We start from the raw sequence: 18268 nt of genomic DNA on the forward strand, positions 1-18268 counted from the left end.
AAAAACTTAACGATGGAACATAACTCAACATTTCCCATAAAACAAAATGAACTCGATATGCTTCGTGATGAAGCGACCTCTTACATTAAAAGTGTACAGTGGGAGCAAGGGCAACGTGCAAAAAGTAAGGATAAGGATGCTAAAGATGAATCCATTCTACTGTATCTCTCCAGAGCAAAAGGTAATGGCGGAGCAGAAGCGACCTCGGTTTCAAAAACAATTTTAGAGCTTAAAAAACGTTTATTGCCAGAGTCCATTGCCATTCCCTTGTACTTAAATCAAATGCTTTATGCGGTGCAAGAAGGGATTACTTTAGGGATTTGGATTAAGGATAGTTATTATGATGCTTCAGGACTTTCGAGTTTAAGTGAGAACAAATCGGCATTAGACAATTCCGGAAAGCGGGAATACGAAAGTAAGATGCAAACCGCAACGGCGTTTCAATTGTTTTCTACAGCGTATAAAATTCTTCATGACTTAAAACCAATAGCTTCCGATGATTTGAGTGTGATGCGCAACAAGTTCGCAGGGCTTCCAGAAGTGTCGCTAATGTCGCCTTTAAAAGGAATTTCCTGTGCCTTATTTTACTTTGATAAATATTTGGGACACCCCGAGATCATTAAAACCGATAAGGATGTCATTGATTTTAGCGTTGTTTATTTTGAAGCGCTCATCGCTGAGATTCAAATGCGTAAAAGCAGTTTGGAGTATACAGAAACCATTGTTGACCGCACTTATAAATTAGAGAAAAGTGAATTTGCCATTTCAGGCTGGGACAATGTATTTCAAGGAGCAGCCAAAAGTGTAGAATTTAATAAGATTAGATTCGATCAAATTGTTGGAAACAGAGATGCCAAACACTTTGCACGCCGTTTAACCGAGCGTCTATTGAGCTATGATTTTACAGCTAAGAAAAATCCGTTTCAAGAACTTGGCGGGTTTATGCCAGTGTTTATGGGTTACGGTATTCCTGGAACAGGAAAAAGTATGCTCATTGCGGCCATTGCTACAAGGTTAAAAGAGCACTGCGATAACTTAGACATTCCGTTTTTGTTCCATCCTATGCCAGATACGCTGATTTCAACCTTTCAAGGTGGTTCTGCCGAAAAGATGGTGGATTGGATGAAGCCCTTACAAGATCCATCTAAGTTGATATTTGCTCCTATTGATGACGCTGAAAATAATCTGCAAGAGCGTACCGCACAGGGTGTTTCCGCAGGAGTGAAAGAAGTGATTGGCGTGTTTTTGAGATATACCGAAGGCGCCTATGCTGTAAACTACGGCAATAGTTCTATTGGTTTATTTACAAATCTTCCCGAGATGTTAGATAAAGCCGTGATATCAAGAGTACAAGGGCGGTTTAAAATTGATGGTGCAAGGAACGAGCATGATTTTTTAGATCAAGATCATTTATGGTGGCGTAAGTTTGAGGAGACCATGCCCAATTTTGTAAATATGGAAGGGCCTGAAAATTATGACTATTTAAAGAATCAAGGTTTGGCCAAGAATATGGGAGAGATCTTAAAGGTGGTAAATAAGCCTACCGAGGAGCGTATGAAACAAGTTTATAACACGGTAGATCAGCAATACAATGCCAACGAACATTTGTTTTATGCCAATTTGTATAAAGAGGTTCAAGAAGTCTTTCCGTTTTTCTCTTCTCGAGATGTGCGAAACATTCAAAGTGCGATTTCATTAAGATTAACCGATTTTGATTTGGATGAATATTGGTTTGAAAATCCAGACATCTACTTTAAGAAGGATTATGACACCAAATTTGGCATGCTACAGGAATTGATGCGCGCCAATATGAAAGGTTTAAATTTTTCTGAAATTAGACGGCAAGAAGTGGTGCGTTATTTAGACAATGTGGCCACCATTGCAGATACCGATTTTAAACGTAAGGTCGAGGCTAGGGTAAATCAACTCAACGTTGAGCTAGAAGCAAAAAGTCAGTTTGGAAAACAATATTAGCGTTTTGACATAAAAGGAGAATCCAATTTCTTTTAAGTTCTAAACGCACCGTAATAATTTAGAAACAACGCATGCAAAGATTAAAAAATATAACACACCATTTACTGTCTAATGATTGGGCTACTTTAAACAGGATTGATTACGATTATCAGTTTGATGACGGCTCTTGGAAACGGATTTCGAGAGAGTGCTATAACCGCGGAAATGGGACAGCTATTTTACTCTACAACATGGAGAAATCAACCCTTATTCTAACCAAGCAGTTTCGAATGCCAGCCTACGAGAACAATCAAGAAGAGGGCATGAGCATTGAGGTTTGTGCCGGAGCATTAGATAAAAATGAAGATCCTGAAACGTGTATTATCAGAGAAGTTGAGGAGGAGACAGGCTACAAGATCAATAGTGCGTCGCTGGTTCTGGAAACATATATGTCACCTGGAGCCATGACTGAAAAATTATACCTTTTTACTTCGGAATATACCGATGCCATGAAAATTGACACGGGTGGCGGATTGGAGAGCGAAAACGAAGAAATAGAAGTCATGGAATTGCATATTTCCGAAGTGTTAAAGATGATTGATAACAAGGACATTATCGATGCCAAAACCATCATGTTGATTCAATTTGCACAAATTCATAAGCTACTGTAATGCAAAAATTAAAAGCGGCAAACTTATACTTAAGTGAACTTATTCCCATTTCAGGAAAGTTGGTAGAACGTTACAACAAATGCCTCAAGAAGCTAGGGTTTTCTGAAACCAAACTTGAGAAGTTTTCTATTGACGGCATGGGCTGGAGCCCAGAAATTTCCGAAGAGAAAGGAGAACCCTATTATTTATGTAACGGAGAGTCTAATCCGCACGCCATTATCATTACTCCGCTACAACATAAAAAACCATTATACATGCCCTTTCATACGTTTGATAGGGACATGATGACGCTTATTTTTAAAACCTATGGCAGTAAAATTAATGACATTACTAGAGATTCCGCCATTTGCATAGATTTTGATCAAAAGATCGATGCGTTTTATGAGCCCTTAGATGTCTTAAAATATAAAAACGTAACCATAAGATTTCACCTTATTGACAATCTTGACAACGTACGGGAAACACAACTGCAGCTTATTGATAAATTTAAACGAGGTAATAACTTTATTGATGAGGGGCTTCATGCTCAATTATTGGAATCTGCCAGAAGATATGGCGATCTACGAACTCGAGATTTATCCCTAGAAGAGCTACAATTTGAAACAAACTCCTTTTACACCAAATCATTTGGAGGTGTTTATGTACTGCGCGATTTTATTGCGCCCATGGTTGTGTTTGAGGATATGAAATGGTATAAGGAAGCCATAAAAGATACCCTTCAAGACGTAATTATCTTTCATATATCACAACCAGAGCTTATGGAAAAGCTACGTGATCATATCATTATTGCTTATGATTTAGAAGATGTTGTTAAAGAAGCACGCTATGAGCGGATTAAAAAATTTATGTTTGCCCAATATTTAAAAGATACCAGTCATCCTATAAAAGATATACTTAACGATCAATTGCTGTTTAAAAGTTATCTCAATAAAATGGATATTGATACAAGAAAACGGGTAATGAGCGTTGAGCGTTATCTCGAAAAATTAGAAACGAGTAATCAATTTAAAATTGCAGATATTGTAGACAACGACCTGTTTGAAGCAATGCATGAACCACATTCGAGCCTACATCCCAAACATCAGGATTTGATCTGGAAGTTATTAATGAATATTTCAGCAAAGGACGTCCTCTTTTTGTATTGGTATGACAAGCTGCAGTTCTACAAAGCTTATGATACTTGGGACGAATCCTTGAAAGACTGGGCGATTGAGCAGATTAAATCCTATATTTGAGTTGTTTTTTAAGATTATTCCTACATTTATATTGTGATAATCTCAAAAATAGACCTTTATTTTTGCGAAAAAATCGTTTTTTGAAGCTAAAAAAGTGCTCTTTGATTGTTCAAGTTTTATATCTTTAAAAAAATTAGAGTGTTTACCGATGTTGCCATCATATTTGAATTAAACAGAACTTAATTAGGTGTAACTTTTATAGCATACGACTTACTAATTAGGTGCTAACTTCTAAAGTTATAAATTATGGGACTTGAAATTGTCATATTTATTGCTGCTATTTTATTTGGAATTTTCCTCTATTGGAGAGAATCTAACGGAAATGGAGCCTATCGATTATTAAATAAATTGGTGAATAGTAAAGCGCTACAGATGAAATCTACCAGTAAAAAAGGATTTATCTATCAACGCTCTTTTTTACCCCGCTTTCTCTTTGTAGTCTCTTTCTTCTTATTGATAGCGGTAGTTATTGAATTTCTAACACCCTTACAGGTTCTTGTTAATTATCAAGGACTTTCTGCATTTTGCTCTGTAATTTTTGGGACATTGATAGGTACATATATTGCCGATTTCGTATTAAAATCTACAGAGGTCATTGAAACACAAAGTGAAACTTTAGAAGATCGGTTTGATGACGTTTTTGTAAAAGGAAAAGAAATGTATGCAGATTTAAAAAATAAAGATAATAAGGCCGTAGAAGAAGCCAAAGAAGAAATAAAAAATGAGCCAGATCCTAACAAAAAATCAGCACGAGAGCGCTTAAAGGATAAAGGCCTTATGTAAGACATCTTCAACCAAAAAAACCAAAACTTATGCAGAACCAATCAATTGCTATGTCCACAACGATCGAAAAGAAGAAAACCAAATTTAAGAAGAAAAAGTACCGGCGATACTTCAGGTATTTTTTATTGGGTATCGCTTTTATGCTACTTGCCTTGCAACTCTATTTTAGTGACTTTCAAAATATCTGGAAGTTTGATAACATGCTACCCATTGCAGTGCTTGTTGCCATTATCTTAAGCTTAATCGTTATGATTTTTAGAAGTAAACGCTACCATGCCAGAAAAAGAGCATTAAAACGTAAACAAAAATTAGTTAAAAAATGACAATTGTAAAGAAGGAATCCTTTCTATTAAGAATATTGTAATCGCTTAAGTATTGATTGAAAGTACTCTACCTCATATGTTGTATTATTATTTTAAAATAGTCAATATATACTTAATAGTAAGACGCCTAAAGACATTTAATAAAATTTAAAAGTAAATGATTAAGACCTATTGGAATAAGGGAAAGAAGCAAAAAGTCATTACGGTTTTGTTGATTTTGATTGTGGTGATAGCCTTGTTTATATTGCGAGATGACTATCAACCCGCTTTACTATTTGTGCGCAAATATATTTTTGTAATCTTAGTAAGTGCTTTGGTGCTCTTTTTTGGTCTTAGAAGCTTTAGAAGTTCGCCGAGTACAGGTAAACGATTGGGCATTTTGGCGTTACTCATTGGTTTTTTTGCGCTTCTTTATGCTGTGGGGTGGCATTTAAAACTTTACGATTATATGAAGACTTATAACGTTTTTAATAATCTCAATAGGGTTGAAATTAATGAATTGCCTCTAACTCAAAATGAACGCATTCAGCCACTTCGTAATATTTTTTCTATGGCAAATGAAAGTGTTGGAGAAACAAAGGATGTCTCTCTGCCTCATTTGGTTAGGGTGGATGATCAAAATAAATGGACCATGGCCATTCAGCCTTCAGAAAAATATACCTTACAGCAAATAAGTGATAATACAGAAGAGGTGTTTTCTGTTTCAAGCACCACACCATTTCCTCGTTTTTCTGCGGAAAACAGAATTCCTGTAACCTTCTCAATAGGAGAATCTTTAAAATTTAGTCGGAACACTTATAATGCAGTGGTACAACGATTTAATCCGTGGATGCTGCTCAATTATGAGCCTAGTGATACTTACTACATGAAAAATGACCAAGGAAATTGGGTGCAAGTGGTGAGTTTGATTAAATGGAAAGGGTTTTTCTTCCCCTATCCAAGTTTTGGAGGAGTGATGGTGATTGAAAGTGGAGCACATGATTTTAATGATTATCTAGAGCGTATCGCCATAGGTATGGGAACTTATATTGCTCCAGAAGAGATGAAAAACCATCCTTACTTAACTAAGCAAAACACACTTGCGGAGAAGGTATCAAGGCTTCAGGCAGAATCCTTGAAATTTTTAGGTGGTTTTAGCGATCCGTTACCGTGGAATATGGAAACGGCGGTTAAAATTCCCAATCTGCCTGATGATCAAAATCAACAGCCCTTTGTCACCGATTTTGATTTTGCGGGTGCCGAGAATGATGCCTACAGCGGACTCTACCATTGGTTTGGTCTAGAGCCTGTGGGAGCAGAGCGTACCAGTTTAACTTACAGTGTATTTATACCTGCTGACGGTACAGACAAACTTTATTATTACGATCACGCCTCTAAAAAAGAAGGGTACGCGGGAGTTTCTGCAATGCCTCTAAAAGTTATTGAATCTCGTAAGGAGTTTGATTGGTCTGTAAATAAACCTGTAGAATTTAGACCTTACATTAAAGATATTGCAGGCCGTAAACGTTTGTTTTTCTTAGGAACAATCTCTGCAATACGGGATACTGCGGCTGGACAATTTGATGGCTCTGCTACACCAGATTTGGCGCTAATAGATAGTGAATATAGAGATGTGATTTGGATAGATGTTAAGCATCCGAGTACTTGGGATAAAGAAGTTTATGATCAACTTAATGAAGCTTGGCGCACAAGTGAAGGTATAGGGTATTATTACGAAGAGGAGTTGGAAGATAAGGATGTTCAGCAGACTATGGACTCTATTTCGGCCATCCCTATCGAAAATCAAAACGATAAGGAAATTCAACGCCTACAAAGACAACTGGATTCTCTCAAGGGAGTCAATACCCAGTAAGCCTCTGCAAATCTAAGTTGCATTTTCTAAGATTTAAGTTCAAACGGTTTACTTCAAAAGGATTTTATGTGATTTGAATAGTCCGTTTGGATCCATTTATCGGTAAATCTTGTAACACGATACTCAAAAACGATACCTATAGATAAAGTCTTTTATGGGATATCTGGGTTTTGGTAAGTCGAGTGGGGTTTACAAACAAAGACCCAGAAAAGCGTTTTCCAAAAGATCACGGTCCAAATCACGTAATAGCATTCCACTATATAGAGCAAGCTTCAAACTTCAGCCTTCTAAAAAAAGCAGTCGATTCAATAGTTTCATTGTTATTATAGCAGTAGTTATTAGTGTTGTTGTATTTAGTATCTTTTATAATAAATTTGAATCTTATTCTAATAAGTTTGAAAAGGAAAAAGTTCGAAACATTAAAAACAGTAATAACAGCGCTTTTATCTTTTTAGTGGACTCAGGAAAATCAAGACTTCTAAGCCATAAGTACAAGGGCGCTTATACTGAATTTAAATTGGCTTATAACATTAATCCAAAGGATGCAGAATTAAACCAACTGATCATTGAAACCTTAAGTATTCTTTGTGAGGACGAACACTACTACTGCAAAGAACTTGAGATTTTTTGGAATACAAATAGTTGATTAAATTCAGTTGAAGTGTGTTGACCCCAAAGATAAACTTTCTATTAAGACGTTTCTTCCGAAGAAATATGATCTCGAGAATGAGCTCTTATAAAGTCTGTAATTAAATAGGAAATAAGTTTCCCTACTTGACCTTCATTTTCAGCTGTTGGTGAAGCTTCGCAAATGTGAAGGTATTTCGTGTTTTTTTGAGATCCAAAAAAATGAACAAAGCGCCTGGCGTGTAAGGTTGAAAACCCACTTGGTGTCATTGCGCTACTAGAGGTTTTTGCTATAGCGTCACAGTCTATTTCTATACCCAAAGGACCCTCGCCTAAGTGTTCTAGGGCAGTTTCCATTTCATCATTAAGTAAAAGCTCCTTACGTATGGCTATAGTTTCAAACGTATTGTAGGCCACCCCAACTTTAGCATTTAATTTTTTAAAAATTGCTTCTGAAGTATAGTTTTCATGGAGGCCAAAAGCAAAATATTTTTTAATGAAACCTTCATTATAGGCATAAGAAAAGCCATTGCCACTGTGACGTCCTTCTTCAGCTCTAAAATCATGATGCGCATCAAAATTGATAACACTTAATTGCTTTTTAAGAGCAAGTGCTGTACCCTTAATATTTCCATAGGCATTGTTATGTCCGCCTCCAATAATAATTGGAATTTTACCAGCGCTAACAATGGTTGACACTAAATGGTTGACATGAATATCAATGGTCTCAACCCACTTCCTGGCTAATTTCAAATCTGATTTAGACGATGGATCCATCGTTTTGAGTTGTTCTTGATAATCATTAAATTCTAAGTGTCCTAAAATCAGAGTTTTAATGGCTGTATTGTAGTCATTATTTTGTGTATTTAACAAAATTTTAATTGTAGATTGCCATGCTTTTGAAGTACCGATTTTACCGAGATTTGCGAAAACTCCGATATCTTCCTGAATTCCAAAAATAACATACGTCACGTCTAATTTTAGCAGTTGTTCGTATATAGAGGTAGGATGATTGGAAAGGACGCGAACGCGCTCTCCAAATTTGGTTTCTTTGGGCCGTTTATTGGTAAGCTGACTGCAGTTTGTCGATGTAAAGGGTGTTAGATGGATCATTTTAATAAAATTTCATTACTTTGGAGCGTCTCGAATACTAGTCAATTTAATTATTAAGTTTAACAAAAACTAAAAAACAATCAACTTATGGAAAATTCAAGTAATAAAGGTACTGGCTTAAAAGTAGCGGTAGGTATTTTGGTAGTTCTATTTTTAGGAACGGCCTTCTATACGTTATCACTGTATAATGAGAAGCAAGAAAATGAAGCTGTTTTAGAAAAGGAAAAGCAGCAGGTCATGTCAGATTTAAATACCATGGCTAAGCAATATGATGTGGCTATTGGTGAAAATGAACAGGCCAATCAAGATTTAGTAGAAGCCAAGCAGCGCATCATGGGTTTAATGGATTCTCTTAAGGTATCACAGAATAGCGTTAACAGTTTGTGGGGTTACAAAAAGAAATTTTTATCCCTTCAAAAAGAAATGGACGTTTTGTTGACCGAAAACGAAAAACTGAAGGTAGAGAACTCTCTTTTAGCAACCTCTTTGGATAGTACAAATACGCAATTGGCAGAACGTAATGTGTTTAGCGATTCTTTATTGGTACAAAACACACAGTTATCTCAAGTAGTTGAGAATGCTGCGGTTTTGCAGACTGTTGATTTAAAAGGCTTTGGAGTGATTGAAAGGAGCTCTGGTAAATTGATCCCAACAGAGAGAGCAAGACGTAGTGACAAAATTAGAATTTGTTTTACCATAGCAAAAAACACCTTGGTGGGTGCAGGTGATAAAGAACTATATGTTCAAGTACTAGATCCTAGTAATAATGTATTAGGTGCTAATGAGCAAATAGAATTTGATAATAAGGTGCTTAACTACAGCGTGGTGAGTAAGTTTAACTACGAAAATAAAAACTTAAACATTTGTGAGTTTGTTGCGCCAAGTGATGAGTTTGAAGAAGGACGTTATATTGTAAATGTTTTTAATAAAAAAGATTTGATTTCGTCTTCAGAATTTACATTGAGATAAAAAACCACTATTATTTTATAGTAAAAACCCCAAGAAGCAACGCTTGGGGTTTTTTTATGTTCAACCTGAAAAGGATTTTATATTAACGCTCGGTTCTTTTTGAGGGTGTCTTCATTTTCAAAAATGAGTCCGTTGATGATTACGGTGTCAATATGGTTATTGCCAAAGGCATAAGGAATATGTTGGTAATTAGGAATGGCTTTAGTTATCACCAAATTCGCCTTCTTCCCTCTACAAATACTACCGTATTGATTAGAAATTCCCATGGCATATGCACCATTAATAGTCGCCGCGTTGATGGCTTCCTCTGGTGTCATATTCATTTTAATACAAGCCGTACTCACTACAAAATTCATATTTCCGCTAGGCGTAGACCCAGGATTATAATCTGTAGCTAAAGCCACAGGTAAGCCGGCGTCCATGAGTCGTCTTACGGGTGTATAAGGAATACTTAGAAAAAATGAGCATGAAGGCAAAGCAACAGGCATCGTATCGCTGTCTTTTAAGGCAGAAATATCTTGATCATTAAGTTCTTCCAGATGATCCACAGAAAGCGCTTTATGTTCTACGGCCAAAGCCACGCCTCCAAAAGCATTAAATTGATTGACGTGTATTTTAGGGGTTAGTCTGTATGCTTTAGCGGCTTCTAGTATGCGGTTGGTATCTTCAAGGTCAAAGTAACCTTTCTCACAAAAAACGTCAATATATTCAGCAAGGTTTTGTGTACTTACCTTCGGAATCAGGTCTTCAATAATCAGGTCTACAAAACCAGTTTTGTTGTTTTTATAAGCTTCAGGAAGTGCATGTGCTGCAAGTAACGTAGCCTTCACTAATACCGGGAATTCTTTTTTGAGACGCTTGATGACTCTCAGCATCTTAAGTTCTGCTTCAACAGTAAGTCCGTAGCCAGATTTAATTTCAATGGCGCCAGTGCCCATAGCGATCACTTCCTTAAGACGTTTTGAGGCTTGTGCATACAATTTGTCTTCTGATGTATCTTGAAGCATCTTTGCAGAGTTGAGAATGCCACCACCGCGATTGGCAATTTCAGCATAAGTCAATCCGTTAATTCTATCTACAAACTCTAAGGTTCTATCACCTGCATAAACAATATGGGTATGAGAGTCGCACCAAGCAGGCATGACTATTTTTCCTGTGGCATCAATAACTTCATCGGCGTCAATGTCTACATAATCTTCCATGGTTCCAAATTCTACTATGGTATCATGGTCTATAAGTAAATATGCATTTTCCAAAATGGGAAGTGTTTTCATGTCACTTCCTTTAACGACGGTTACATTTGTTTCACGTACTTGTACGAGTTGCTTGATATTGATAATAAGTAAGGACATAGTAAAGTGTTATCTGATAAAAGTACCAAAATTATCCGTTTTATAAAAAATGGACAGTCACTAGTTCTCAGATTGCTGTTTTAGGTACGTTACGTAGAACGTATGGTTACTCTGTTAAAATCTGTGCAGTGTGATCTTTGGTTTTTACTTTAGTAATCACATCTTCAATAATTCCCTTTTCATCAATAACAAAGGTTGTTCTGTGGATGCCGTCATAGGTTTTGCCCATAAACTTTTTTGGTCCCCAAACGCCGAATGCATTAATGACTTCTTTGTCTTCATCGGCCAATAACGGATATTGAAAATCGTATTTATTTTTAAAGTTAGATTGTCTTTTCTCGCTGTCTGCACTTACACCTAGAATGTCATAACCTTTAGATTTAAAGCGTTCATAATTATCATTTAAATTACACGCTTCTGCTGTACAACCAGGCGTACTTGCTTTAGGATAGAAGAAAACCACTAATTTTTTTCCTTTGTAATCTGAAAGTGATCGGGTCTGTCCTTGCTCATCTGTTGCTGTAAAATCTGGAGCTTTATCTCCTGCCTTTAATTGTGTCATATTCGTTATTTTTGTTTGAAACTTAATATCCTAAAAATACAATTAATGACTAAGCAGAAAAAGGTAGAATTTGTTATTAATACGTTAAAAGAGTTATATCCTGTAATACCTGTGCCTTTAGATCATAAAGATCCCTATACTTTGCTCATTGCGGTACTAATGTCTGCTCAAAGCACAGATGTTCGGGTCAATCAAATTACGCCGCTACTTTTTGCTAAGGCCGATAATCCTTATGATATGGTAAAGCTCTCTGCGGAAGAGATTAGAGAGATTATTAAGCCAGTAGGTCTGTCTCCAATGAAAAGTAAAGGCATCTACGGACTTTCTAAAATATTGATAGAACAGCATGACGGAAAAGTACCAAGAATCTACGAAGCTTTAGAGGCACTGCCCGCAGTTGGCCATAAAACAGCAGCCGTGGTTTTATCTCAAGCCTTTGGTATCCCTGCGTTTCCTGTAGATACGCATATTCATAGACTGATGTATCGATGGAATTTGACCAACGGAAAAAACGTAGTGCAAACCGAAAAGGATGCAAAACGTTTATTCCCTAAGGAGCTTTGGAATGACTTGCATCTTCAAATTATTTGGTACGGCAGAGAGTATTCGCCGGCACGCGGCTGGGATCTAAGTAAAGATCTTATCACGTCTACCGTGGGGAGAAAATCTGTATTAGAAGCCTATCACAAGGGTAAAAAATAAACTAAGCTTACCATTTGCTTTCTAGAGTTAAAGAAATGTAATGGTATAATTCTTGATAGCTAAGATAAAAGCCATTCATGAAAAGAATAACTACTATCGTTCTGCTATTATGCTTTATGTCCTGTGTTCCTGTTCGTATTGCTCCCAAAATTGAAAGTCACAAAATCATGGTGGCCAAAAAGTTTAAACGGCAATTGCCAAGAGAGACGTCTTTTATTTTTGAAGATCCAAAGGATGCCTATGAGTTTTATGATTACATCAATACCAAGTTTCAATTAAATGATTTAGACGTAGATTTAAATACGCCCTTTCAAATTGAAGGAGAAACCTTTTTCTTATCTTACCAAGAGGCTGAGATTTCAGATAAAACACTTAATGTGCCCTTAGTTCTTATTGATGCAAAACGCGATGGTTCTGGTAATTCAAGGCTTTTTGAAGGCCAATATGTTTCAAGAAAAGGCAATTGGTACTTGGTGTTGAATGTTTATGATGAGGCACTTAAAAATTGTCTGCTAGAGGATCATCCGTATAAAGACAAAGTCATTAACTATCTTGAAAACATGAGGATAGAATATTTATCTACAAGTAACTATCTTGACGTGCTCTTTTCAGCAAAATAAGGAAATCTGGCAGCTTTTTAATTGATCTTCTCGCAACTAATGATGCTGTTTTTTTGATTTAAATCTGTGGTAAAAAAGAGGTAGTCTGTTCCACCATCTTTAATATTTAATTTTTTACGAATCTGCTGTACGGTATCAGGAAAATTTCTTGTAGTCACATTTGCCTTTTTAATCCCGGTAGCTTTAAATTCCTTTTTATTGTAAGATAAAACAGATTTGATTTTAAAGCTTCTGCCCGGAAATTCAACCAATTGGTCACTTGTATAGAGATGAGAATGCTGGTGCAACTTATCTAGATTTAGTACATCTGAAACCGATTTAAAAGCGCCAGATTTTAGGATAGCCGCATTTGGTTCATACAAATAGGAGCGTGGCAGGCTGTATTGAACTTCGCAAGAGGCTTCATCTTTTAACTTAAATGAAAAAAACTCAGATGCTACTTTTTTGAGATTTACCGTTTTGACTTCAATTGGAGCTGTATTGTTTTTTTCTAAAATCCAAAGTAATTCTTTAACCTCATTGTCAACGGCGATGATGTGAATGCATTTTACAAATTTCAGTTCTTTAATCCCAACGCTCAGATCTAAAAGTGGCGACGTTTTAATGGCGACGTTTTGAGTATGCTCAAAAATAGCATCGAGATGTTTTGGAATATTGGGCAAACAATCTTCTAAGAAAAACACTTTCCCCTTGCTATCATGACGTCTCGAAGGATCTACATAAAGCCAATCAAATTTTTGATCAAGATGCTGCAATGCAGAGATGCCATCTTTACAAACTGTTGTAACCCCATTAGCCTGAAGTTGTGTGAAATTATGCTGAGCAATTTTTGACAATTCAGTATTAATTTCACAATGTACAACGGCATCAAATTGTTTCGAAAAATAGTAACTGTCTACTCCAAATCCTCCAGTGATATCAATTAGGGTTTTACCCTTGATTAATTGGGACTTGTATTCTGCAGTTTGTTCTGACGAGGTTTGTTCAATATTAAGTTTATTTGGAAAATAAACGTTTTCAGAAGCAAACCAAGACGGTAACTTTAATTGAGATTTCTTTTTGGCTTCAATCTGTTCAATAAGCTCCAAAGTAGTGACGTTTTCAAAATGCGTCCCTTTAAATAATAGTTTTGGGATTTCTGTATCAAGGTGCTCGTTGATAAAATTCTGGACGTCGGTATTTAAAATGGAAAGGTTCAAAATGTAAGATTAAAGTCCTTGGGTCAATTTTTTTACAAATTTATAATCTGATAAAAATTCCTTTAAAATCACTTTAATGGCTGTGTAAGCTGGTACGGCTACAATCATGCCAACTACTCCAAAGAGCAAACCAGCAATAATGATGATTAAAAAGATTTCTAGGGGGTGGGATTTCACACTTTTCGAAAATATAAATGGTTGGCTAAAAAAATTATCAATGAGTTGACCTACTCCAATGACAATAAGCGTGTACAGCATCTTGGGTAGAATAATGTCACTAAAACTTGCGCCTAAGTTATTGGTCATCACTAAAAAGATCATCAGGAAAGCACCAATCAACGGCCCTAAATACGGGATGATATTTATGAGAGCACAAAGAAATGCAATGACTACGGCGTTCTTAACACCCACAATCAAGAGCCCAACCATATAAATTAAAAAGATGATAAACAACTGCATAAAGAGCCCCACAAAATACCGAGATAATAGTGCTGAAATTTTATGAATAGATCGTTTTGTTTTCAATTCATTTTTTGTGGGAACGGCAGCTAAAATACTCTGTTGCATCAAACCAGAATCTTTAAGAAAGAAAAAAGCGATAAAGAGTACAGACATTAAACCAATACTAAAACTGCCTAGTCCAGAGACAAGACTATTAAGAAAGTCGGGAATAATCCCATAATCTAAATTAGAAAGAACCTTGGAATCCTTGATGGCCTGTTCGGCGTCAATCTGATTGATTTGTAAAAAATCGACAGACTGCAGGTAAAGATCTTCAATGTTAGTTTTTAAGGACTCAATATCTAAGAGCGATAAGTTTTGCCCTTGTTCTATAAGCAGCGGAATCAATAAACTAATCATACCGGCTAATACCCCAATGATAAGAAGCATTGTGCTTATAACCGCCAAGATATTGCTAAATTTTAAACGCTTTCTTAAAAAAATAACGACAGGTCTACCAATAAGAGAAATAACAGCGGCAATAACAATGTAAACAATTACAGATTGAATTTCATAAAGCAGATATATCAATACTGCAATAAGCACTATGGTGCCAAAAGCCCTTAAAATTCCATTGGCAATAGTTTTAGAAGTCATGGATTGGTTGTTGATGTGTAAATATAAAAAGACTTCAGCTAAGTTGCTTTGTCATTTCATATAAAGTAATACTGGTTGCTTGAACCACATTCATACTACTATTTTGACCAAACATTTCGATGTGTACCACATGATCCATAGCATCTAAAACCGCTTGAGAGATGCCAAAATTTTCATCGCCAATAATTAATGCTAAGGGCTTTTGCTTCGGAAATGTGAGGGACATTAAATTGGAACTCTTAGAAGTGATTTCTAAGGCAACACAATAGTATCCCTTCAATTTTAAGTATGTAATGGCGTTCTCAATATGCTCAATTTCTTGAAAATTAACAGCTTTCTCTGCAGATCTGGAAGTTTTGGTCATTTTTCTACCTCTGGGGATGGCGCTCCCGCAAAAAATGATGTGCTCTACACCAAAGGCATCAGCAGTTCTAAAAAGGCTGCCCACATTTGGTGCATTGGTAACATTGTCACACACCAAAGTGATTGGAAATTGCTTCTTTTTAAAATTACTGTTGTAGTGGTTGAGCTGCATGAGAGATGAGGTCCTAAAGAATTTTGTTGAGCAGATTAATTCTCGAAAGCATATTTTACAATATTGGCGCCCATTTTGAGTGCTTTTTCTCTCACTTCTGCAGGATCATTATGTACTTCTGTGTCTTCCCATCCGTCACCAAGATCACTTTCAAAAGTAAATAACACGATGAGTCTACTTTTATCGAAAAGACCAAACGCTTGAGCGCGTTTACCATCGTGCTCATGAATTTTTGGTAATCCTTCTGGGAAATCATAAGCACTGCTAAAAATAGGGTGTGTTTTGGGTAATTCTACCAAATCCTGATTAGGAAATACTTTTTTCAGTTCCTTCGTGATGTAAGGTGCCATTCCATAATTATCATCAATATGTATAAATCCTCCAGAAAGTAAATAGTTGCGTAGGTTTTCGGCATCTTCATCGCTAAAAAATACGTTGCCGTGACCGGTAAGATGTAACAGCGGATATTGAAAGATATCTGTGCTACCAAGTTCTACAACGTCAGGTTTAGCCTTCATCTTCGTGTTGATATTGGCATTGCAATACGTGATCAAATTTGGAATGGAGGTTGGATTTCCATACCAATCACCACCGCCTTTGTATTTTACTACTGCTAAGTCTTGCGCAGTGCTAAATAGTGTAGCAAAACTAAAAAGAAGTATAAAAAGGGCGTTGCGTGGTCTTAAACAAATCGAGTTCTTCGTCATATCCCAAAAATAAAACTTTGGCTTTATGAAACACATCCTTTTAACGTTATTTATATTGGTTTTACTCTTGATTTACAAAAGCAACCGAATGACAGGCAGCAATGGCTGCTGTTTCTGTTCTTAAGCGTGTATCTCCAAGAGTTACGGGCTTGAAGCTTTGAGCCAATGCGGTTTCAATTTCTGAAGCGCTAAAATCGCCTTCTGGTCCAATTAAAATTAAAATAGATTGCCGCGGTTGTAATTGACTTTTGAGCGAAATCTTTTTGGTGTCTTCACAATGCGCAATAAATTTATGTGCATCATGATGTTGTTCAATAAATTCCTTAAAAGGCAAAGCATCGTTTAACACCGGCATATGGCAATGAAGCGATTGTTTGACGGCCGATTGTATGATGCGTTCAAAACGGTCTTTTTTGATTACACGACGCTCGCTATTCTCGCAAATTATGGGCGTTATACTGTCAATGCCTATTTCCGTAGCTTTTTCTAAAAACCATTCGTAACGGTCGTTCATTTTAGTAGGAGCTACTGCTAAGTGCAGTTGGTACGGATGTTTAGGCTGTAATGCTGCGGAAATGATCTTGGCCTCACAATGGTTTATGGTTGCCATTGTAATTTCCGCGGAAAATAGCCAGCCTTTACCATTTGTAATTTGTAGTAGATCTCCAGTAGATCTTCTTAAGACTTTGACAATATGCCTGCTTTCGTCTTTTGAAAAGACAAACGAGGTATCCGTTTCTGAAAGATCAGCATTATAGAATAATTGCATTACAGTCGGGGTTCAGTCACTTTAAGCACTTTTACTTCCTCTATGAGCTTTCTGTCTTGGGTTAATACCACCACATAATAGGCCTCTTGCTCAGGAATATCTACAGTAAAAATATCATTGGTGTGATAGTCTCCAGAAAAAAGTTGCGTTTCAATGTCTATTGGTAAGTCGCCCTGAGTTACCCAACCGAGATCACCTCCTTTTTTAGCGGTTTGATCCATAGAATACATACGTGCCAAATCTGAAAACTTAAATCCTTTGTTATATTTAGAAATGATGTTGTTTCTGGTGGCGTTGATCTGATTCAGGTCTGTCTCATTTCCGTCTAGGTAAATGCAACTTGCTTTATAGTAAGGCGTGCTGGTCTTATCGATGACCTTGTAATAGGTGCGTTGCGGACTGTTTTTATCAAACTTTTTACCGCCAACACTCATACTAAAAAGCTCCTTGGCTAAACGCGTATGGTGTTTTTCTTTATTAAATGTAATGACTTTGCCTTTGGCAGATTTATTCTTTTCAAGAAACTGTTGGGCGTCTGTTTCTGTTTGAATAGAATCTAATGATTTTTCAAAGAGGTCTGCTTGAGAAAAGGAATAAGATGCTGTAAGAGAACAAGCAGCAAATAGTAGGGTTTTAAACATGATGTAGGGTTTTTGGTTATTGTAATAACAAATTTAAAAGGATAGCTATAGTAAGTTGAAGCCATGTCTTTAAGTTTTTAAGAAATCACTGTTAATAACTTTGAAATTCAGTTTTTAAACTGCTTATAACAAGTTGATTAACTATTTCGCAGCGATAGCGCTAATCTCAACATTCACAAATTTCGGGAGATTGGCCACTTCAACCGTTTCTCTTGCGGGTGCCGTAAGTGCATTAAAATAAGTAGCATAAATGGCATTGATCTTACCAAAGTTGTTCATGTCACTTATAAAAATAGAGGTTTTTATTATATTTTCAAAAGTCATATCGGCAGCTTCAAGAACGGCTTTTAAATTGTCCATCACTTGTTTGGTTTCTGCTTCAATAGAGTCTAGCACGAGTTCTCCCGTTTCTACATTAATGGCGATCTGGCCAGAAGTAAATAACATATTGCCAGTTAACACAGCTTGATTATAAGGACCAATCGGTTCTGGTGCTTTTTTAGTGTTGATTATGCTTTTCATAAGTATCGTGATTTAAGTGATGATTCGATAGTGAC

The 18268-nt window shown here is 36.4% G+C and carries 20 protein-coding genes; 10 read left to right on the plus strand and 10 right to left on the minus strand.

Annotation, left to right across the window (positions count from 1 at the left end):
- Nucleotides 1–12 precede the first annotated feature (12 nt).
- The 7 genes from P176_RS0116115 to P176_RS0116145 all read left to right on the plus strand — a co-directional run bounded on the left by P176_RS0116115 (nt 13) and on the right by P176_RS0116145 (nt 7463).
- Nucleotides 13–1974: an AAA family ATPase gene (locus tag P176_RS0116115; protein WP_026755670.1), complete on the plus strand. Its 1962-nt coding sequence runs from the start codon at nt 13–15 to the stop codon at nt 1972–1974.
- Between the two features lie 71 nt (nt 1975–2045).
- Nucleotides 2046–2624: an NUDIX domain-containing protein gene (locus tag P176_RS0116120; RefSeq protein ID WP_026755671.1), complete on the plus strand. Its 579-nt coding sequence runs from the start codon at nt 2046–2048 to the stop codon at nt 2622–2624.
- Entirely contained in the window at nt 2624–3859 is a 1236-nt protein-coding gene (locus P176_RS0116125) for a DUF6638 family protein (protein WP_026755672.1), read from the plus strand. Before P176_RS0116120 ends, P176_RS0116125 begins: the two co-directional genes overlap by 1 nt.
- 246 nt (nt 3860–4105) lie before the next feature.
- A complete protein-coding gene (locus P176_RS0116130) occupies nt 4106–4642 on the plus strand; it encodes a hypothetical protein (protein WP_026755673.1) in 537 nt (178 codons plus the stop codon).
- 29 nt (nt 4643–4671) lie between these two features.
- Complete coding sequence (locus P176_RS20460; RefSeq protein WP_156033133.1) at nt 4672–4965, plus strand: hypothetical protein; 294 nt, start codon at nt 4672–4674, stop codon at nt 4963–4965.
- A gap of 157 nt (nt 4966–5122) precedes the next feature.
- On the plus strand, nt 5123–6817 hold the full coding sequence (locus P176_RS0116140; RefSeq protein WP_026755675.1) for a DUF998 domain-containing protein: 1695 nt from the start codon (nt 5123–5125) through the stop codon (nt 6815–6817).
- Between the two features lie 154 nt (nt 6818–6971).
- The gene (locus tag P176_RS0116145) at nt 6972–7463 is read left to right on the plus strand and encodes a hypothetical protein (protein WP_026755676.1); all 492 of its coding nucleotides are present in this window, start codon (nt 6972–6974) and stop codon (nt 7461–7463) included.
- A gap of 44 nt (nt 7464–7507) precedes the next feature.
- Here the strand turns inward: P176_RS0116145 and P176_RS0116150 are convergent, their stop codons facing one another.
- Nucleotides 7508–8557: a formimidoylglutamase gene (locus P176_RS0116150; protein ID WP_026755677.1), complete on the minus strand. Its 1050-nt coding sequence runs from the start codon at nt 8555–8557 to the stop codon at nt 7508–7510.
- An 87-nt stretch (nt 8558–8644) separates the two neighbouring features.
- Here P176_RS0116150 and P176_RS0116155 point away from each other — a divergent pair, with 87 nt between their 5' ends.
- A complete protein-coding gene (locus tag P176_RS0116155; RefSeq protein ID WP_026755678.1) occupies nt 8645–9526 on the plus strand; it encodes a hypothetical protein in 882 nt (293 codons plus the stop codon).
- 77 nt (nt 9527–9603) lie between these two features.
- On the opposite strand, the gene hutI is transcribed toward P176_RS0116155, so the two are convergent.
- Nucleotides 9604–10878 (minus strand): imidazolonepropionase, encoded by a 1275-nt coding sequence (hutI, locus tag P176_RS19700; RefSeq protein WP_051605545.1) that lies wholly within the window; start codon nt 10876–10878, stop codon nt 9604–9606.
- A gap of 106 nt (nt 10879–10984) precedes the next feature.
- Nucleotides 10985–11440 (minus strand): thioredoxin-dependent thiol peroxidase, encoded by a 456-nt coding sequence (gene bcp / locus P176_RS0116165; protein WP_026755679.1) that lies wholly within the window; start codon nt 11438–11440, stop codon nt 10985–10987.
- A 45-nt stretch (nt 11441–11485) separates the two neighbouring features.
- On the opposite strand from bcp, the gene nth reads away from it, so the two are divergent.
- Together nth and P176_RS0116175 are read left to right on the plus strand one after the other, a co-directional pair.
- Nucleotides 11486–12142, plus strand: coding sequence for an endonuclease III (gene nth / locus P176_RS0116170; protein ID WP_026755680.1), 657 nt, complete (start codon nt 11486–11488; stop codon nt 12140–12142).
- 77 nt (nt 12143–12219) lie between these two features.
- On the plus strand, nt 12220–12762 hold the full coding sequence (locus P176_RS0116175) for a hypothetical protein (RefSeq protein WP_156033135.1): 543 nt from the start codon (nt 12220–12222) through the stop codon (nt 12760–12762).
- 17 nt (nt 12763–12779) lie between these two features.
- Here P176_RS0116175 and P176_RS0116180 read toward each other — a convergent pair whose 3' ends face one another.
- The 7 genes from P176_RS0116180 to P176_RS0116210 all read right to left on the minus strand — a co-directional run bounded on the left by P176_RS0116180 (nt 12780) and on the right by P176_RS0116210 (nt 18233).
- Complete coding sequence (locus P176_RS0116180; RefSeq protein WP_026755682.1) at nt 12780–13961, minus strand: class I SAM-dependent methyltransferase; 1182 nt, start codon at nt 13959–13961, stop codon at nt 12780–12782.
- 9 nt (nt 13962–13970) lie between these two features.
- Nucleotides 13971–15059, minus strand: a complete 1089-nt coding sequence (locus P176_RS0116185) for an AI-2E family transporter (RefSeq protein ID WP_026755683.1) — start codon at nt 15057–15059, stop codon at nt 13971–13973.
- Between the two features lie 34 nt (nt 15060–15093).
- Nucleotides 15094–15594: a TrmH family RNA methyltransferase gene (locus P176_RS0116190; RefSeq protein ID WP_026755684.1), complete on the minus strand. Its 501-nt coding sequence runs from the start codon at nt 15592–15594 to the stop codon at nt 15094–15096.
- Nucleotides 15595–15629: 35 nt separating this feature from the next.
- Nucleotides 15630–16301, minus strand: a complete 672-nt coding sequence (locus P176_RS0116195) for a DUF4159 domain-containing protein (RefSeq protein ID WP_051605546.1) — start codon at nt 16299–16301, stop codon at nt 15630–15632.
- Between the two features lie 61 nt (nt 16302–16362).
- Complete coding sequence (locus P176_RS0116200) at nt 16363–17070, minus strand: 16S rRNA (uracil(1498)-N(3))-methyltransferase (RefSeq protein WP_026755686.1); 708 nt, start codon at nt 17068–17070, stop codon at nt 16363–16365.
- Nucleotides 17070–17711 (minus strand): peptidylprolyl isomerase, encoded by a 642-nt coding sequence (locus tag P176_RS0116205; protein ID WP_026755687.1) that lies wholly within the window; start codon nt 17709–17711, stop codon nt 17070–17072. Before P176_RS0116205 ends, P176_RS0116200 begins: the two co-directional genes overlap by 1 nt.
- Nucleotides 17712–17852: 141 nt before the next feature.
- On the minus strand, nt 17853–18233 hold the full coding sequence (locus P176_RS0116210) for a Rid family detoxifying hydrolase (RefSeq protein ID WP_026755688.1): 381 nt from the start codon (nt 18231–18233) through the stop codon (nt 17853–17855).
- Nucleotides 18234–18268 lie beyond the last annotated feature (35 nt).

This window comes from Sediminibacter sp. Hel_I_10 (assembly GCF_000688335.1).
Classification (GTDB): Bacteria; Bacteroidota; Bacteroidia; order Flavobacteriales; family Flavobacteriaceae; genus Psychroserpens.

What these genes read in the sequence shown, in the direction of transcription:
- P176_RS0116185 (WP_026755683.1), bottom strand. Translation starts at nt 15,059, where the DNA reads ATGACTTCTAAAACTATTGCCAATGGAATTTTAAGGGCTTTTGGCACC.
- P176_RS0116150 (WP_026755677.1), bottom strand. Translation starts at nt 8,557, where the DNA reads ATGATCCATCTAACACCCTTTACATCGACAAACTGCAGTCAGCTTACC.
- P176_RS0116200 (WP_026755686.1), bottom strand. Translation starts at nt 17,070, where the DNA reads ATGCAATTATTCTATAATGCTGATCTTTCAGAAACGGATACCTCGTTT.
- P176_RS0116210 (WP_026755688.1), bottom strand. Translation starts at nt 18,233, where the DNA reads ATGAAAAGCATAATCAACACTAAAAAAGCACCAGAACCGATTGGTCCT.
- P176_RS0116175 (WP_156033135.1), top strand. Translation starts at nt 12,220, where the DNA reads ATGAAAAGAATAACTACTATCGTTCTGCTATTATGCTTTATGTCCTGT.
- P176_RS0116125 (WP_026755672.1), top strand. Translation starts at nt 2,624, where the DNA reads ATGCAAAAATTAAAAGCGGCAAACTTATACTTAAGTGAACTTATTCCC.
- P176_RS0116130 (WP_026755673.1), top strand. Translation starts at nt 4,106, where the DNA reads ATGGGACTTGAAATTGTCATATTTATTGCTGCTATTTTATTTGGAATT.
- P176_RS0116140 (WP_026755675.1), top strand. Translation starts at nt 5,123, where the DNA reads ATGATTAAGACCTATTGGAATAAGGGAAAGAAGCAAAAAGTCATTACG.
- P176_RS0116190 (WP_026755684.1), bottom strand. Translation starts at nt 15,594, where the DNA reads ATGCAGCTCAACCACTACAACAGTAATTTTAAAAAGAAGCAATTTCCA.
- hutI (WP_051605545.1), bottom strand. Translation starts at nt 10,878, where the DNA reads ATGTCCTTACTTATTATCAATATCAAGCAACTCGTACAAGTACGTGAA.
- nth (WP_026755680.1), top strand. Translation starts at nt 11,486, where the DNA reads ATGACTAAGCAGAAAAAGGTAGAATTTGTTATTAATACGTTAAAAGAG.
- P176_RS0116120 (WP_026755671.1), top strand. Translation starts at nt 2,046, where the DNA reads ATGCAAAGATTAAAAAATATAACACACCATTTACTGTCTAATGATTGG.
- P176_RS0116115 (WP_026755670.1), top strand. Translation starts at nt 13, where the DNA reads ATGGAACATAACTCAACATTTCCCATAAAACAAAATGAACTCGATATG.
- P176_RS0116145 (WP_026755676.1), top strand. Translation starts at nt 6,972, where the DNA reads ATGGGATATCTGGGTTTTGGTAAGTCGAGTGGGGTTTACAAACAAAGA.
- P176_RS20460 (WP_156033133.1), top strand. Translation starts at nt 4,672, where the DNA reads ATGCAGAACCAATCAATTGCTATGTCCACAACGATCGAAAAGAAGAAA.
- P176_RS0116155 (WP_026755678.1), top strand. Translation starts at nt 8,645, where the DNA reads ATGGAAAATTCAAGTAATAAAGGTACTGGCTTAAAAGTAGCGGTAGGT.
- P176_RS0116205 (WP_026755687.1), bottom strand. Translation starts at nt 17,711, where the DNA reads ATGTTTAAAACCCTACTATTTGCTGCTTGTTCTCTTACAGCATCTTAT.
- P176_RS0116195 (WP_051605546.1), bottom strand. Translation starts at nt 16,301, where the DNA reads ATGACGAAGAACTCGATTTGTTTAAGACCACGCAACGCCCTTTTTATA.
- bcp (WP_026755679.1), bottom strand. Translation starts at nt 11,440, where the DNA reads ATGACACAATTAAAGGCAGGAGATAAAGCTCCAGATTTTACAGCAACA.